Origin of the sequence: Bacillus spizizenii TU-B-10 (assembly GCF_000227465.1) — a bacterium.
Classification (GTDB): domain Bacteria; phylum Bacillota; class Bacilli; order Bacillales; family Bacillaceae; genus Bacillus; species Bacillus spizizenii.
In genome coordinates this window covers 3499195-3516569 of the sequence record NC_016047.1, presented here as the reverse complement: position 1 = coordinate 3516569, position 17375 = coordinate 3499195, and the positions used below count along the sequence as shown (strand labels likewise).

Genomic DNA, 17375 nt, shown 5'->3' with positions numbered 1-17375 from the left:
AGATGACAAAGATGAAAACCATTTGTGTATTTGCGGGCTCAAACCCGGGGGGGAATGAAGCGTATAAACGAAAAGCGGCAGAGCTTGGAGCGTATATGGCTGAGCAGGGAATCGGCCTTGTCTATGGGGGTTCCCGCGTAGGCTTGATGGGCGCGATTGCTGATGCGATTATGGAAAACGGCGGAACTGCAATCGGGGTCATGCCGAGCGGCTTGTTCAGCGGGGAGGTTGTCCATCAGAACCTGACTGAGCTGATTGAAGTAAACGGGATGCATGAACGAAAAGCCAAAATGAGCGAGCTGGCGGACGGCTTTATCGCCATGCCGGGCGGCTTCGGTACATATGAAGAATTATTTGAAGTGCTTTGTTGGGCGCAGATCGGCATCCACCAAAAGCCAATCGGACTGTACAATGTCAACGGATATTTTGAACCAATGATGAAAATGGTCAAATACAGCATTCAAGAAGGATTTTCTAACGATTCTCATCTAAAACTGATCCACAGCTCGTCGCGGCCGGATGAGTTAATTGAGCAAATGCAGAACTACTCTTATCCGATTTTAGAGAAAAAGTGGACAGAAATTTAAAAAGAGACTTTCACGTGGAAGAGGAGAGAATGAGTCCGCCACCTAGCGTATTTGGTCTATTGCCGGGCAGAGAATTCATTAAAAATCGAGTTTTTTTAACAAAGTGAGATTTCCTTAAGGGAAATCTCTTTTTTACTTCTCTTTTGCCTGCATCGTATTTAGCAGTAATAAAGGACTTTTTCACTAGTTTGGATAATAAGCACAGGTAAGGAGGGGGATGAAAATGGCAACATTGTCAGATGTGGCAAAAAAAGCAAATGTTTCGAAAATGACGGTATCACGAGTGATCAATCATCCTGAGACGGTGACAGATGAATTGAAAAAGCTTGTTCATTCTGCGATGAAAGAGCTGAATTACATCCCTAATTATGCGGCGAGAGCGCTTGTGCAAAACAGAACACAGGTTGTCAAACTGTTGATTCTTGAGGAAATGGATACGACTGAACCATATTACATGAACCTGCTGACCGGAATCAGCCGGGAGCTGGATCGCAATCATTATGCTCTGCAGCTTGTGACAAGAAACTCTCTCAATATTGGCCAATGCGACGGCATTATTGCCACCGGGTTGAGAAAGACCGATTTTGAAGGTGTGATCAAAGCTTTTGAAAAACCGCTGGTCGTATTTGGGCAAAATGAAATGGGCTATGACTTTATCGATGTAAATAACGAGAAAGGCACTTTTATGGCAACCCGCCATGTTATGGGACTGGGGGAGCGGGAAGTTGTCTTTTTTGGCATCGATTTAGATGAGCCTTTTGAACGTTCAAGAGAACAGGGCTATATTCGGGCGATGAATGAAAGTTTTAGAAAAACGAATCTGTATCGGATCGACAATAGTTCTAAGAAAAGTGAATGCCTTGCAAGAGAAGTGCTGAAATCCCTGGATAACCAGGCCGCATTTGTCTGCGCATCCGATCGAATCGCGCTCGGCGTCATTCGTGCGGCGCAATCGCTTGGAAAACGAATTCCGGAAGACGTTGCGGTGACCGGGAATGACGGTGTTTTTCTTGATCGCATTTCCTCGCCCCGGTTGACTACGGTCAGACAGCCTGTTGTAGAAATGGGGGAAGCCTGTGCGAGAATGCTATTGAAAAAAATGAATGAAGACGGTGCTGCTCAAGGAAATCTATTTTTTGAGCCGGAGTTAATTGTACGTGAATCAACTTTGTAAGAGCTTTATTCTGTTATCGGTAACAAGGTAAAAAGGATTGTTCCTGCTATTTCATCATGATACTTTCACTAAGAGCCGGCCTAAATAAAACGGAATTCAAAGGAGGAGACATGATGGAATATGCAGCGATTCATCATCAGCCGTTCAGTTCTGATGCTTATTCTTATGACGGGCGGACAGTGCATATCAAGATTCGGACAAAAAAAGGTGATGCAGATCACATTCGATTCATTTGGGGTGATCCTTATGAATACAACGTCGGCAGGTGGTCGGCAAACGAGCAGCCGATGAGGAAAATGGCCGCAACAGACTTGCATGATTATTGGTTTGCTGAAGTGGTGCCGCCATATAGGCGTTTGCAATATGCGTTTGTTATATCAGACCATCAAGGAGACATCTTTTTCGGAAGTTCAGGTGTATGCCCTCATAACGAAAAAACGCTGGAGACGACCCATTATTATTTTAAACTTCCATTTGTTCACGAGGCTGATACATTCCAAGCGCCTGAGTGGGCCAAATCAACGGTTTGGTATCAAATTTTTCCAGAGCGTTTTGCGAATGGAAGAGAAGACTTGTCACCGGAGAATGCATTACCTTGGGGGAGCAAAGATCCGGATGTCAATGATTTTTTTGGAGGAGATTTGCAAGGGATGATTGACAAGCTTGATTATTTAGAGGATTTAGGCGTAAACGGAGTTTATTTGACTCCAATTTTTTCCGCGCCTTCTAATCATAAATACGACACGCTGGATTACTATTCCATTGACCCGCATTTTGGAGATCCGAAGCTTTTTCGTACATTGGTCAGCCAGCTTCATCAGCGGGGGATGAGAATTATGCTTGATGCTGTTTTTAATCATATAGGCAGCGCTTCTCCGCAATGGCAGGATGTCGTGAAAAACGGAGCTCAATCCCGTTATAAAAACTGGTTTCATATTCACTCTTTTCCTGTCAAAGAAGACAATTATGATAGGTTTGCGTTTACACCTGATATGCCGAAGCTAAATACGGCTAATCCTGAAGTACAGAGATATTTGCTTGATATTGCTTTGTACTGGATTCGTGAATTTGACATTGACGGCTGGCGTTTGGATGTGGCAAATGAAGTGGATCACGTTTTTTGGAAGACATTCAGGCAAGCCGTCTCAGCAGAAAAGCCTGACGTTTATATTTTAGGGGAGATCTGGCATTCTGCCGAACCTTGGCTTAGAGGAGATGAATTTCATGCGGTGATGAACTATCCTTTTACAGAGCCTATGATTGAATATTTTGCTGACGGGACGATTCCAGCCTCGCGTATGGCCCACCGTGTAAATGCGCATTTAATGAATGGGATGAAGCAGGTCAATGAGGTGATGTTTAATTTACTGGATAGCCATGATACTAAACGCCTTTTGACCAGATGCCGACATGACGAGAAAAAAGCACGCGCTTTGCTGGCCTTTATGTTTGCCCAGACAGGTTCACCATGCATCTATTACGGAACGGAAATCGGGCTGGACGGCGAAAATGATCCATTATGCCGGAAATGTATGGTTTGGGAAAAAGAGAAGCAAAACCGAGACATGCTGCGATTTATGAAACGATTGATTGCTCTACGCAAACAGGAAAACACTTTATTGACTGAGGGAAGTCTTGAGTGGAATCTGCTGGATGACCAAAACAATTTTATTAGCTTTTCACGGAATCTTGATGAAAAAACACTGATTTATTTCTTTAATCAGGGGGACGCGACCCAACATGTCAGTTTGCGAGATTTGAATATTGAAAGGAATAAAAAAATCTACGATGTATGGACAGAGCAGCCGCTTCATCATCACGATGTAATTGCCGTTCAGCCGGGAGAGTTTTTTATTTTGGGTGCTGCCGTCCCTGTATAAATTTCTGTTATCGGTAACAAATCAAAAGTTGTTGTAACCGCTTTCTATAGAACAATACAATTGTTTTAGATTCATAAATAGAAGGGGGAAACAAGATGATACTTTTTAAAAAGGGGTTCGCCTTATTGGCGGCATCAGTTCTGACATTTGGCCTTGCCGCCTGTTCTAATTCAAAAGATCCGGCAAGTTCTGATGGCAAAAAGGTCCTGACTGTGTCTGTCGAAGAGACCTATAAAGAATACATTGAAAGCATGAAAGCAACATTCGAAAAAGAGAATGATGTCACAATAAAAGTCGTTGAAAAGCAAATGTTCGAGCAGTTGGAAGCGCTTCCTCTTGATGGCCCGGCGGGTAATGCACCTGATGTGATGCTTGCCGCCTACGACCGGATCGGCGGTTTGGGCCAGCAAGGACATTTGCTTGATATTAAGCCATCTAATACAAAAAGTTTCGGAGATAAAGAGATGCAGCAGGTGACGGTTGACGGCAAGGTGTATGGAATGCCGCTAGTCATTGAAACACTAGTTTTGTATTACAACAAAGATCTCTTACAAACAGCACCAAAAACATTTAAAGATCTGGAAACATTAACGGGGGATTCCCGGTTTGCGTTTGCTTCAGAAAAAGGAAAATCAACTGGCTTTTTAGCGAAATGGACTGACTTTTATATGTCGTACGGGTTGTTGGCCGGTTACGGCGGATACGTATTTGGAAAAAACGGCACAGATTCCGGGGACATCGGCCTGAACAATAAAGGGGCTGTAGAAGCAGTGAAATATGCGGAGAAATGGTTTAAAACCTATTGGCCAAAAGGCATGCAAGACAATTCAAGCGCTGACGATTTTATTCAGCAGATGTTTTTAGATGGAAAAGCGGCTGCGATCATCGGCGGACCTTGGTCAGCTGCCAACTATAAAGAGGCCAAATTGAACTACGGAGCGGCTCCCATTCCGACATTGCCAAATGGAGAAGAATATGCCCCTTTTGCCGGCGGGAAGGGCTGGGTTGCATCAAAATATACAAAAGAACCCGAACTGGCTGAAAAATGGCTTGAATATGCTACAAATGATGCCAATGCTTACGCTTTTTATGAGGATACAAACGAAGTTCCGGCTAATACAGCTGCAAGGAAGAAAGCGGATGAGCAAAAAAATGAGCTGACGTCAGCTGTGATTAAACAATATGAAACAGCGACACCGACTCCGAATATTCCGGAAATGGCTGAGGTATGGACGGGAGCGGAAAGTTTGATTTTTGACGCAGTTTCAGGAAAAAAAGCGGCGCAAACATCAGCGAATGATGCTGTAAACGTCATAAAGGAAAATATCAAAGAAAAGTATGTGAAATAAAACGGCGGGGTAGCGTCCGGAAGAATAGAGGGCGAAATAATGAATACACACCACACACTTGCAAAGCAAAAACGAAAGGCAGGGCTTTTATCAATCATTCCAGGACTTGGGCAGATTGCGAATCAGCAGTTTTCAAAGGGAATCTTGTTTCTTGCCATCACAGGTTTGTTTGCTTTTGAATTATGCGTTTTCGGCATTCAGGCGCTCACTGGATTGATTACATTGGGAAGTGTTCCCGGTGAAGACCATTCACTGTTTATGCTGATTGAAGGCACGCTGCAATTGATCGTGACGCTGATTTTCCTCATGTTCTATATCTTTAATATTCATGATTCGCGTAAGACCGCCGCTATGAAAGCGGCGGGTTTGGAGGTCAATACAACGGCCAAGGATATGATCTGTCATGCGGGTGATAAAGGGTTTCCATATTTATTTACACTGCCGGCATATATCATGATGGTGTTTGTAATTATTTTTCCAGTTTTAGTGACTCTGTTTGTTGCATGTACAAACTATGATTTTTATCATATTCCTCCTAACAGTCTGATTGACTGGGTCGGTTTTAAAAATTTCTTGAATATTTTTTTCCTCGGCTCCTATCGTGAAACATTTGTGAATGTTCTCGGCTGGACGATCATCTGGACAATCTGTGCAACAACGCTGCAAATCATTTTGGGTATCGTGACGGCACTTTTCGTCAATCAGGATTTTATAAAAGGCAAGCGGATTTTCCGAATGATTTTCTTATTTCCATGGGCTGTTCCGGCTTTTATTACAATCATGAGTTTTTCCAACATGTTTAACGACAGCATAGGGGCGGTGAATGCGCAGGTGATTCCATTATTAAATCACCTGCCGTTTGTAGAGCTGCCGGCGATTGCGTGGAAGACTGATCCTTTCTGGACAAAGACAGCCCTCATTATGATTCAGACCTGGCTCGGCTTTCCCTATATTTATGTCATGGTAACGGGAGTGCTTCAGGCGATTCCAGGTGAATTGTATGAAGCGGCAAAGATTGACGGGGCTACTTTTATTCAGCGTTTTCGGCATATTACATTCCCGATGATTTTATTTGCGACAGCACCCGTGATGATTACCCAGTATACGTTTAATTTCAATAATTTCTCGATCATCTACTTATTTAATGAGGGAGGACCGGGCAGCGCGGGAGCCGGGGCCGGGTCGACCGATATCTTAATTTCTTGGATTTATAAACTGACAACAGGCACATCACCGCAATATTCCGTAGCGGCGGCTGTTACACTGTTAATTTCTTTCATTGTCATTGGAATTTCTCTGATTGCTTTCAAAAAATCGAATGCTTTTGGCAATGAGGAGGTTATGTAGGTGAACGCGAGAACTGTCAGAATGCTTAATAGAATCTGTACCTATTTATTTTTGACGCTTTTAAGTATTGTCATTATATATCCGTTGCTGATTACGGCATCATCCGCTTTCCGTGTGGGAAATGCAGCAGCTTTTCAACTCGATTTTTCGGGTTCTTGGACTTTGGATCATTTTAAGCGGCTGTTTGACGAGACGCTTTATCTTCATTGGTACAGCAATACACTTGTCATCGCGTTATCGGTCATGGTATTGCAGGTTACGATTGTGACGCTTGCCGGGTATACGTACAGCCGTTATCGGTTTGCAGGCCGAAAAAAGAGTCTGGTATTCTTTTTAATCATTCAAATGGTGCCGACGATGGCAGCGCTGACTGCTTTTTACGTTCTGGCGATGCTGATAGGCGCACTCGATCAATACTGGTTTTTGACAGCGATTTATATCGGCGGCGGAATTCCGATGAACACGTGGCTGATGAAAGGTTATTTTGATACTGTGCCGAGAGAAATTGATGAAGCCGCGCGAATTGATGGAGCGGGACATCTGAGGATTTTCGCTTCAATTGTGCTGCCGCTTGTTAAGCCAATGCTCGCGGTGCAAGCGCTTTGGGCGTTTATGGCACCGTTCGGCGACTATTTGCTGGCAAAGTTTTTGCTTCGCTCACCAGAAAGGCTGACCATCGCTGTAGGATTGCAGTCCTTCATTTCAAATCCGCAGCAGCAAAAAGTCGCCCTGTTTGCGGCCGGAGCTATACTGGCTGCACTGCCGATATGCGTCTTGTTCTTTTTTCTCCAAAAGAACTTTGTGTCCGGGCTGACAGCCGGCGGAACAAAGGGGTAATTCGATGAAAAATGAAAGCTATATTATCCGCTGCCTGAAAGCGGCTGCATCTCCGTCAGGTGTTTGCCGTTACGGGAACACATTTAGCTGGCTGCAGCTCTCTTTTCTTTTTATGTTTTTAACGGCCTGCTTGATGGCGCCGTTTACGGTTTCGTTTATAAAAATGGATCGCTTCAGTGTTACATCTTTCATGCCGTCAGCGATTCAAAAGGTTAATGATCAATTTGCTGATCAATTACAAGGTTTTCAAATCAGAAACGGAAAACTGACAGGCGGGAAGAGCTCTGAGCAGATTGAAGATGGACAGAATTTGCTGGCGGTAGATATGAAGCATGAATATGAGACAAGCGGTGAAAATGGGCGATTGAAAGTAACTGGATATGATAACGCCATCGTATTTCAATCTGATCAACTGGTGATCACCGATCAAAACGGAACGGGATTTTCTGTTGGCTATGCAAAAATGGACGCTAAGCTCAAGAAACCGAACGTTCATGATGTAGAGGCTTTAATCGATACATTGTGGTTGGCACAGTATAAGCCGATGATCATGATGCTGGCATATGCGGTGATTTTTATGATTCAGCTTTTTTTAATGGCTGTTCTTGCGGGGGGCATCTGGATCACAAAAATATCAAACATGATCTCTATTGCGTCATTCAAGGAAGCGGCATCTATGGCGATCTGTGCATCAGCACTGCCAGCATTTGTGGCAGCTGCTGTCGGTATGATTCATTTTGACTTGATCACTGTATTGATGATCCATTCGTGTGGCGTCACTTTGATGATCTCTTTTGCATTTAGATATTTGGCCAAAACCCGCCGTTATAATGAAAACTTACATTCGGGAGGAAATTATGATAAATCAGCGGTTATTCGAGATTGATGAATGGAAAATCAAAACACATACATTTCAGAAGGAACACACACGGCTTCAGGAAAGCCTGACGTCTCTTGCTAACGGCTATATGGGAGTCAGAGGGAATTTTGAAGAAGGCTATTCAGGCGACAGCCACCAAGGCACATATATTGCAGGGGTGTGGTTCCCTGACAAAACGCGAGTGGGCTGGTGGAAAAACGGGTATCCAGAATATTTCGGAAAAGTGATCAATGCGATGAACTTTATTGGCATAGGCCTATATGTAGACGGTGAAAAAGTCGATCTCTATCAGAACCAAATCGAATCATTTGAGTTAGAACTCGATATGAAAGAGGGGATTCTGCGGCGAAGCGCTGTTGTCTGCATTCAGGATAAAATCGTCAGAATCAGATCCGAGCGATTTCTTAGCCTTGCCGTAAAAGAGCTTTGTGCGATTCATTATGAAGCGGAGTGCCTGACAGAAGATGCTGTTATTACGCTTGTTCCTTACCTGGATGGAAATGTTACAAATGAAGATTCTAACTACCAAGAACAGTTTTGGCAGGAAGAAGCGAAAGAGGCTGATCCTCACCGAGGCCATTTAGTCACAAAAACGATCGAAAATCGATTTGGAACACCGCGCTTTACTGTTTCAGCGACAATGGCAAACGTGACAGAGGGTTTTGTCAATGAAAGCTCTCACACAGCTAGGATGTATGTCGAGAATCGCTACAGTTACCAAACGAAGGCTTCTTTGAAAAAGTTTATTATTGTCACGACTTCTCGGGATTTACGGGAGGCAGAGCTTTTACCGAAAGCCAAGGAGCTTTTGGCGGGTGTTCTTGAAAACGGCTATGAAGAAGCAAAACGGAGGCACACTGCTCAATGGAAGGATAGATGGGCGAAAGCGGACATAGAGATTAAAGGGGATGAGGAACTTCAGCAAGGAATCCGCTACAATATCTTTCAGTTATTTTCGACATATTACGGGGGCGATGCTCGTTTGAATATCGGACCGAAAGGATTTACTGGCGAAAAATACGGAGGTGCAGCATATTGGGATACTGAGGCATATGCCGTGCCCATGTATTTGGCGACAGCCGAGCCGGAGGTGACGAAAAACCTGCTTTTGTACCGCTATCATCATTTGGAGGCAGCTAAACGGAATGCCGCCAAACTGGGGATGAAGGGGGCACTTTACCCGATGGTGACGTTCACTGGTGATGAATGCCACAACGAATGGGAGATCACCTTTGAAGAAATTCACCGCAATGGCGCGATTTGCTATGCGATCTGCAATTATGTCCAATATACAGGCGACCATGGCTATATGAAAGAATACGGAATAGACGTACTCGTGGAAGTCAGCAGGTTTTGGGCTGACCGCGTTCACTTCTCGAAACGAAAAAACAAGTATATGATTCACGGCGTCACAGGGCCAAATGAATACGAAAACAATGTCAACAACAATTGGTATACAAATGTAATTGCGGCTTGGACGTTGGAGTATACATTAGAAAATCTCGAAAGTATCTCAACGGAAAAACGCCGCCTGCTTGATGTGCAGGAAGAAGAGTTGAAGGCCTGGAGAAATATCATCCAGCACATGTATTATCCGTATAGTGAAGAACTGCAAATTTTTATTCAGCATGACACATTCTTGGACAAAGACCTGCAATCAGCGGACGAATTAGATCCAGCTGAGCGGCCTCTTTATCAGAATTGGTCCTGGGACAAGATTCTCCGCTCCAATTTTATTAAGCAGGCAGATGTGCTTCAAGGCATTTACCTTTTTCATGACCGTTTTACAATGGAAGAAAAAAGGCGAAACTTTGAATTTTATGAACCAATGACTGTTCATGAATCAAGCCTGTCGCCCTCTGTCCATGCGGTTCTCGCCGCTGAACTCAAGATGGAAAAGAAAGCGCTTGAGTTATGTAAGCGTACAGCAAGGCTTGATCTCGACAATTACAATCATGACACGGAAGAAGGCCTGCATATTACATCAATGACGGGAAGCTGGCTCGCGATCGTTCAGGGCTTTGCGGGCATGCGCATCAGGAATGAGACGCTGTCATTTGCTCCGTTTTTGCCGAAAGAATGGGACGGATATTCGTTCAAAATCAATTATCGAAACCGATTAATCAATGTTACGGTTGACGAAATGAACGCCATCTTTGAGCTTTTAAGAGGCGAGCCGCTGCACATGATAGCTTATGAGGAACCGCTTGTCCTAAATGGACGATGTGAAAGGAGAACGCCTGATGAGTAAATGGTGGAAAGAAGCTGTCGTTTATCAAATTTACCCGCGCAGTTTTTATGATTCCAATGGAGATGGATTCGGGGATTTGCAAGGCGTGATTCAAAAGCTGGATTATATCAAAAATCTCGGGGCGGATGTGATCTGGCTCTCCCCGGTGTTTGATTCCCCGCAGGATGACAACGGCTATGACATCAGCGACTACAGAAACATGTACGAAAAATTTGGGACAAATGAAGATATGTTTCAGTTAATTGATGAAGTGCACCAACGAGGTATGAAAATCATCATGGATTTGGTCGTGAACCACACGTCAGATGAGCATGCCTGGTTTGCTAAAAGCCGTAAGTCAAAGGACAATCCTTACCGTGATTATTATTTTTGGAAAGATCCGAAACCGGACGGCTCAGAGCCGAATAATTGGGGATCGATCTTCTCAGGCCCGGCGTGGACGTTCGATGAAGGGACAGGGCAGTATTATTTGCACTACTTTTCGAAAAAACAGCCTGATTTAAATTGGGAAAATGAAGCGGTACGCCGGGAAGTTTATGATTTGATGAGATTTTGGATGGATAAAGGCGTTGACGGCTGGCGGATGGATGTGATCGGCTCCATTTCCAAGTACACCGATTTTCCGGACTACGAAACAGATAGCAGCCGCAGCTATATCGTCGGACGTTATCATTCGAATGGCCCCCGCCTTCATGAATTTATTCAAGAGATGAACAGGGAAGTGCTTTCTCATTACGACTGCATGACGGTAGGAGAGGCAAACGGCTCTGATATTGAAGAGGCGAAAAAGTACACAGATGCAAACAGGCAAGAGTTGAATATGATCTTTACATTTGAACATATGGATATTGATACAGAACAAAACTCGCCAAATGGGAAATGGCAGATCAAGCCGTTTGATGTGATTGCTTTAAAAAAGACGATGACAAGGTGGCAGACCGGGTTAATGAATGTCGGCTGGAATACCTTGTATTTTGAAAACCATGATCAGCCGAGGGTTATTTCCCGCTGGGGCAATGACGGCAAGCTGCGAAAACAGTGTGCAAAAGCATTTGCAACGGTTCTCCACGGGATGAAAGGAACACCGTTTATTTACCAGGGAGAAGAAATTGGCATGGTCAACAGTGATATGCCGCTGGAGATGTATGACGATCTTGAAATAAAAAATGCATATCGTGAACTAGTCATCGAAAACAAAACGATGTCAGAAAAAGAGTTTCTAAAAGCCGTGACGAAAAAAGGACGGGATCATGCGAGAACACCAATGCAATGGGATGCCGGAAAACATGCGGGATTCACAGCCGGAGACCCTTGGATAGCAGTAAATTCTCGCTATCAAGATATCAATGTGAAAGAGTCCCTGGAAGATCAAGATTCGATTTTCTATTACTATCAGAAGCTTATTCAATTACGAAAGCAATATAAGGTCATGGTATATGGAGATTATCAGCTGCTGCAGGAGAATGATCCGCAAATCTTTTCTTACCTCCGTGAATATCGAGGGGAAAAGCTTCTCGTCGTTGTGAATTTGTCGGAAGACAAGGCTCTCTTCGAGGCGCCTGCGGAACTGATTCATGAGCGTTGGAAAGTGCTGATTTCCAACTATTCGCAGGAGCCGGCTGACTTAAAGAGCATTTGTCTCGAACCTTATGAAGCTGTGATGGGCATTAGCATATGAAAGCAGTCATTTTTGATTTAGATGGAGTGATAACAGATACTGCTGAATATCATTTTCTCGCTTGGAGGCACATCGCGGAACAAATCGATATTCCTTTTGACAGAAGTGTGAATGAAAGCCTAAAAGGAATCAGCAGAGAAGAGTCACTTGAAAGCATGCTTACCTTTGGCGGTGCGAAAACAAAGTATACAAATGCGGAGAAAAAAAAACTTATGCACCTAAAAAATCAATATTATCAAACGTTGATCAGCAAATTGACGCCGGAAAATCTTTTGCCGGGAATCGGCAGGCTTCTTTGTGAATTAAAAGGTGAAAATATAAAAATCGGGTTAGCGTCTTCAAGTCGTAATGCGCCCGAGATTATAACACGTTTGGGGATTATGGATGATTTTCATGCCATTGTTGACCCGACAGCTCTCGCGAACGGAAAACCTGATCCCGAAATCTTTTTAACAGCTGCAGCGCTGCTTGGCGTTTCCCCGGCTGATTGTGCAGCAATAGAAGACGCTGAAGCAGGCATTTCCGCAATCAAATCTGCTGGGATGTTTGCGGTTGGAGTCGGTCATGAAGAGTCAATGCTTGGCGCTGATCTGATTGTGAGGCAAAGTCGTGATTTGACGCTTGAGCTGTTGAATGAGGAATGGGAGCAGTATAGAATCAAACATTTTTAAGAAGCGTTAGAGGATGAATGCCTTCAAAGAAAAAACCTGCAAGAGACATAGCTCTTGCAGGTTACAGTATTACTTTTGCTCATCTGTGTTGCGAGTCAGAATTTTATCAATCAGGCCGTATTCAAGCGCTTCTTCAGCAGACTTGAAGTTATCGCGGTCTGTATCGCGTTCGATCACTTCAAGCGGCTGGCCAGTACGCTCAGCAAGAACTTTGTTTAATTTGTCGCGAAGCAAGAGAATGCGTTTCGCGGCAATTTCAATTTCTGTTGCCTGACCTTGCGCACCGCCAAGAGGCTGGTGAATCATGACTTCACTATTTGGAAGCGCATAGCGTTTGCCTTTTTCGCCGGCAGCAAGCAGGAACGCGCCCATTGATGCAGCCATACCGATACAAATTGTAGATACCTTTGGCTTAATAAACTGCATGGTATCATAGATCGCCATACCAGCTGTGATAGAGCCGCCCGGGCTGTTGATGTAAATAGAAATATCTTTTTCAGGGTCTTCTGCTTCTAAGAATAAAAGCTGTGACACGATGGAGTTCGCAACGTTGTCATCAATCGCAGATCCAAGCATGATGATACGATCCTTTAATAGACGAGAATAAATGTCATACGCTCTTTCCCCGCGGTTCGTTTGTTCAATGACTGTAGGTATTAAATTCATAATGCTCCTCCTTCACCTTTTAGGTAAGTATGTAGTTACATGATACATTTTTGGTCAATAAAGGTCAAACAAAAAGCTGGCTAGATATGCAAAGTCGTCTCTTTTTCCCATTTTCCCCAAAAATACAGGTGTTCAAACCATCGTATGTTAGATTGCCAAATAAGATGATGTGTCTGATTCTAAAAAACGGCCTCTTGAAATAGAGGGTTGTTATTTCAATGGAATTATCGTATAATTAGTTGTGCTGACGTTCTCATAACGCAGTCATATGCGCTCGTAGCTCAGTTGGATAGAGCGGTGGTTTCCGGTACCACGTCTGTCGGGGGTTCGAATCCCTCCGAGCGCGTCCAATAGAACAACAGGAAAGACAAGGGTTTGGCATTTCGCCGCTCTTGTCTTTTTTGTTTTGTTTCAAAAATCTTTCTCAACGTAACATAAATTTTCCTCCTCTCGGGCACGTTATGGGATGTGTGATATTGAATTTACGAGGAGGATGAACATGGGTATTTTAAGCGGAAATCCGCAGGATGAACCGATGCATTACGGTGAGGTATTCAGCTTGTGGAGTTATGTGATGGCGGGCAATAAAATGGTCGGCAATTACCAGATGTTATTGCATCATGTCGGTGATGACGACTTGAAGAAGCTGCTTCGTGAATCCATTGAGAAGTGCCAAGATGAAGTGAAACAGATCAGTGCGATCCTGAAAGAAAACGGGGTGGCGCTCCCGCCGGCTTCTCCTGAACCGCCTGCTGCAGATCTTAAAGATATTCCGCCGGGTGCGCGGTTTCTTGATCCGGATGTGGCGGCCTCTGCGGCAGCGCAAAATGCTGCAGGCCTTGTGACATGCAGCAAAATTATGGGACAGTCAATTCGTGAGGATATTGCCATGATGTTTGGGCAATTCCATGTATCGAAAGCGGCAACCGGCGCAAAATACTTAAGATTGCTAAAAAACAAAGGCTGGCTTATCCCGCCGCCGCTTCATCTTCAAAAGCACCAAGACGATTAATGGCAAGGGCATATACAGCTGTATATGCCCTTATCTTATGATTAAGCCGTAAGACGCAGGCCGATGACGCCGGTGAGGATTAGGCAAAGAGAAATCACCTGTGAAAGCTGAAAACGCTCCTTAAACCAGATGAACCCGACCGCCGAAACGCCAATACTGCCAATGCCAGTCCAGACGGCATAAGCGACTCCGGCAGGCAGGATCAGCATCGCTTGTGAAAGGCAGTAAAAGGATAAGCCAAATCCAATCGTCATCACAATGATCGGCCATTTTTTTCTTGTACCGTCGATATATTTCATGGCCACAGCAGCTATAATTTCTTCTATGCCGGCAACCACTAATAAAAACCATGCCATTATTTTTCACCTCCCGGCTGTGATTTGCTTTCTTTTGTAAAGAGCTTCATTCCTAAAATACCGGCCAGCAATAAAGCTAAAAAGAACATTTGCGCTGCTGAAAAGGATTCGCCCAAAACAATACCAGTGATGTATGTTCCGACGGTTCCGATTCCGACAAATACAGTGTATGCCGCGGCCATCGGAATTTTTTGATAAGAGCGGATCAACAGGATAAAGCTGATTGCGATTAAGATAAAAATGATGACCCAATCCAAAAGCGAATCGGCATGTTTGAGGGAAGACGCCCAAACAACTTCTAAAAGTCCTGCAATAAAAACAAGCACCCAATTCATATGAAGCACCTCTCTAGTTTATGAATGAACGTCAGTCATTTTTGAACCATTAAAAAATGAGCGGTGTTACCCAGTCATTTTTTAAGTAGTACCTAAACTTCGTTTTAAGAAAGTAAAGATTTCTTTTTTATACACTTCGACATTTTCATCTTGTTCAAACCCGATATAGAATCGTTCTGCAGTGTTCTCAACCAAGTTGATAATCGTTCTTGCTGTCCATTTTGCATTGATTCCTTTCATTACCTCAAGGTTTTCAATGGCCTTATTGATGATTTTTTCAAGCCAAGAATAATAAGGCTGATAGATCGTCTCCCATTTTTCCATGGAGTGGTCGATCGCAAGCCCAGAGTAACAGAGGACGATAATATCCTTATGGCGTTCGGTAATGAGAAATGTCTCATCAATTAATATATCTAAAACGGTCCAAAAATCCTCGTCTCCATGCAGCCTTCCTTTGATTTGGTCCAGCGTATGGGTGAGAAGATTTTCTGCAATTGCCGGAATAAGGGCATTTTTAGATGAGAAATACAAGTAGAACGTTCCTTGGGCAGTGCCGGCCTTTTTGACAATATCAGAAATAGAGGCCTTATCGAGACCTTTTTCAGAAATAACTTCAATGGCAGCCTGCAGAATTTTTTCATATTTGCCCGATGTTTGTTTTGGCATGAGGAACACCTCCTGTAATGACTGACTATCATTCATTTTATCGCGGGTATGTGTGTTTGTAAAGAAGAAAGAAGCAAGAAAAATTCTTGCTTCTTTATTTATCATAATCAATAGCGGCTTTCGGGAGCCCGGTATACTTTGCCCAGTAGAAAATCGCAAGTGAACCGATGGCGACTAAAATGAGGTCGACAGGATTGCTGATGATGCCTAAACCGTGTCCGAAAGAGCCGATGTAGGAAAAGATCAGCATCATGATATAAAACCCGACAAGCCACCACGCTGATTTCAGCTGCTGGGCAAGGCTGACATCCTCTTGGGGCGCATATTTTCTAAAGCAGAGATAGATTAAAAACATCACGAGCTGTGAACCGAGCAGCCAGGAAACGGTTGTCCATCCTGACCAATACACGATAAACGCCGTGAAAATAAAGGAAAGCGGTCCGATGATGCCCATTCCTTTTAAATAAAACGGCCTGTTTAAGTCCTTCGCATTGACCCTCAGCGCTGCTGAACAAATTGGTGCAATTGCATAAGAAAGGATGAGCGCAACAGAACAGACATTGACAAGCGCGTTCCACGAAGGGAAGGGGAGCGTCCAGAAAATTGACATGGCAAACGAAAGCCAGAGTGAAGCACGGGGTGTTCCCGTTTCTTTATTCACTTTTGAAAATATGCTAAATAATGTGCCGTTACGCGCCCAGGCGTAAACGAGGCGAGACGTCGTATTCATAAAAATATTCCCGTTTCCCCCGGGAGACAGAATGGCGTCTAAAATGACAAGCGTTGCAAGCCAGCCTAAACCGAGCATGATCGCAATATCTTTAAACGGCAATGAGAACTCCCGCGCGATTGCCGGCCAGCCATTTTTCAGTGTTTCTGTCGGGATTGCACCAATAAAGGTGATCTGCAAAACAGTGTAAATGATGGTTGAAACGATAATGCAAATGATTAAAGCGATTGGGATGTTGCGTTTTGGATTTTGCACTTCACCTGCAACAGCCACAATCGGGTGCAGACCGAGATACGCAAACATTACGCCGCCTGTCGAAATCGCAGCCTGAATACCTGTAAAACCAAACGGTGCAAATCCTTCAACAGATAAATTCTCAGCCTGAAAATGAAAGATCAGCACGATAATGATGGTAATCGGGACAATATATTTAAAAAGCGATATGATGAAATTCGCCTTAGCGAAAGTTTTGACGCTCCAATAATTCAGCAGGAAAAACAAGCATAGCAAGGCAAACTGCAAAATCCAGCCTGCAATGGTCGGCGAATCAGATCCTTTTATGGTCAGGCCGGGAAACCAATAGGCAACATACTGACGCACAGCCGTCACTTCAATTGAAATCAGGCTTGTGTAAGCGACAATTGTGACAAATGAAATTAAATAGCCGACAAGGTGGCCATGTGAATAAACTGGGTATCGAATGATGCCTCCGGTACGAGGCAGAGCGGCTCCAAGCTCCGCGTACACGAGCCCGATTAACAAAATGATGGCTCCGCCGATGATCCAGGAAAAAGCGCCTGAGGGTCCTGCTTTTGAAGCGACATTACTGACGGCAAACAGCCAAGCAGACCCAAAGATGGCCCCCATCCCAATCAAAATCAGATCAAACAACGACATTGATTTTTGAAAATTTCCTTGTTTAGACATCCGCTTCCTCCTTAGAAACCAGCCTTATA

At 44.0% G+C, this 17375-nt stretch carries 16 protein-coding genes and 1 tRNA gene; 12 read left to right on the top strand and 5 right to left on the bottom strand.

The window, feature by feature from the left end; genetic code table 11:
- The first annotated feature begins 11 nt into the window (after nt 1-11).
- The 10 genes from GYO_RS39645 to pgmB all read left to right on the top strand — a co-directional run bounded on the left by GYO_RS39645 (nt 12) and on the right by pgmB (nt 12654).
- The gene (locus GYO_RS39645; RefSeq protein WP_014115270.1) at nt 12-587 is read left to right on the top strand and encodes an LOG family protein; all 576 of its coding nucleotides are present in this window, start codon (nt 12-14) and stop codon (nt 585-587) included.
- A 223-nt stretch (nt 588-810) separates the two neighbouring features.
- Nucleotides 811-1761, top strand: coding sequence for a LacI family DNA-binding transcriptional regulator (locus GYO_RS39640; RefSeq protein ID WP_014115269.1), 951 nt, complete (start codon nt 811-813; stop codon nt 1759-1761).
- Between the two features lie 110 nt (nt 1762-1871).
- Nucleotides 1872-3641: a maltogenic alpha-amylase gene (gene mdxD, locus GYO_RS39635; protein ID WP_014115268.1), complete on the top strand. Its 1770-nt coding sequence runs from the start codon at nt 1872-1874 to the stop codon at nt 3639-3641.
- A 95-nt stretch (nt 3642-3736) separates the two neighbouring features.
- Complete coding sequence (gene mdxE, locus GYO_RS39630) at nt 3737-4990, top strand: maltodextrin ABC transporter substrate-binding protein MdxE (protein ID WP_014115267.1); 1254 nt, start codon at nt 3737-3739, stop codon at nt 4988-4990.
- Nucleotides 4991-5029: 39 nt separating this feature from the next.
- Nucleotides 5030-6337, top strand: a complete 1308-nt coding sequence (gene mdxF / locus GYO_RS39625) for a maltodextrin ABC transporter permease MdxF (protein WP_014115266.1) — start codon at nt 5030-5032, stop codon at nt 6335-6337.
- Entirely contained in the window at nt 6338-7174 is an 837-nt protein-coding gene (gene mdxG, locus GYO_RS39620; RefSeq protein ID WP_014115265.1) for a maltodextrin ABC transporter permease MdxG, read from the top strand.
- Nucleotides 7175-7178: 4 nt separating this feature from the next.
- Nucleotides 7179-8060, top strand: a complete 882-nt coding sequence (locus GYO_RS39615) for a DUF1189 domain-containing protein (protein WP_014115264.1) — start codon at nt 7179-7181, stop codon at nt 8058-8060.
- A complete protein-coding gene (gene mdxK / locus GYO_RS39610) occupies nt 8032-10305 on the top strand; it encodes a maltose phosphorylase MdxK (RefSeq protein WP_014115263.1) in 2274 nt (757 codons plus the stop codon). Before GYO_RS39615 ends, mdxK begins: the two co-directional genes overlap by 29 nt.
- A complete protein-coding gene (malL, locus tag GYO_RS39605; protein WP_014115262.1) occupies nt 10298-11983 on the top strand; it encodes an oligo-1,6-glucosidase in 1686 nt (561 codons plus the stop codon). The genes mdxK and malL overlap by 8 nt, the downstream gene beginning before the upstream one ends.
- Nucleotides 11980-12654: a beta-phosphoglucomutase gene (gene pgmB / locus GYO_RS39600; RefSeq protein ID WP_014115261.1), complete on the top strand. Its 675-nt coding sequence runs from the start codon at nt 11980-11982 to the stop codon at nt 12652-12654. The genes malL and pgmB overlap by 4 nt, the downstream gene beginning before the upstream one ends.
- Nucleotides 12655-12723: 69 nt before the next feature.
- On the opposite strand, the gene clpP is transcribed toward pgmB, so the two are convergent.
- Nucleotides 12724-13320, bottom strand: coding sequence for an ATP-dependent Clp endopeptidase proteolytic subunit ClpP (clpP, locus tag GYO_RS39595; RefSeq protein ID WP_014115260.1), 597 nt, complete (start codon nt 13318-13320; stop codon nt 12724-12726).
- 270 nt (nt 13321-13590) lie between these two features.
- On the opposite strand from clpP, the gene GYO_RS39590 reads away from it, so the two are divergent.
- Nucleotides 13591-13666: transfer RNA gene (locus tag GYO_RS39590), tRNA-Arg, on the top strand.
- 153 nt (nt 13667-13819) lie between these two features.
- Complete coding sequence (locus GYO_RS39585) at nt 13820-14332, top strand: DUF3231 family protein (RefSeq protein WP_014115259.1); 513 nt, start codon at nt 13820-13822, stop codon at nt 14330-14332.
- A 41-nt stretch (nt 14333-14373) separates the two neighbouring features.
- Here GYO_RS39585 and GYO_RS39580 read toward each other — a convergent pair whose 3' ends face one another.
- The 4 genes from GYO_RS39580 to aspP form a co-directional block, all read right to left on the bottom strand.
- Nucleotides 14374-14688, bottom strand: coding sequence for a DMT family transporter (locus GYO_RS39580; protein ID WP_014115258.1), 315 nt, complete (start codon nt 14686-14688; stop codon nt 14374-14376).
- Nucleotides 14688-15023 (bottom strand): DMT family transporter, encoded by a 336-nt coding sequence (locus GYO_RS39575; RefSeq protein WP_014115257.1) that lies wholly within the window; start codon nt 15021-15023, stop codon nt 14688-14690. Before GYO_RS39575 ends, GYO_RS39580 begins: the two co-directional genes overlap by 1 nt.
- An 81-nt stretch (nt 15024-15104) precedes the next feature.
- Nucleotides 15105-15689, bottom strand: coding sequence for a TetR/AcrR family transcriptional regulator (locus GYO_RS39570; RefSeq protein ID WP_014115256.1), 585 nt, complete (start codon nt 15687-15689; stop codon nt 15105-15107).
- 94 nt (nt 15690-15783) lie between these two features.
- On the bottom strand, nt 15784-17346 hold the full coding sequence (gene aspP, locus GYO_RS39565; RefSeq protein ID WP_014115255.1) for an aspartate/proton symporter AspP: 1563 nt from the start codon (nt 17344-17346) through the stop codon (nt 15784-15786).
- Nucleotides 17347-17375 lie beyond the last annotated feature (29 nt).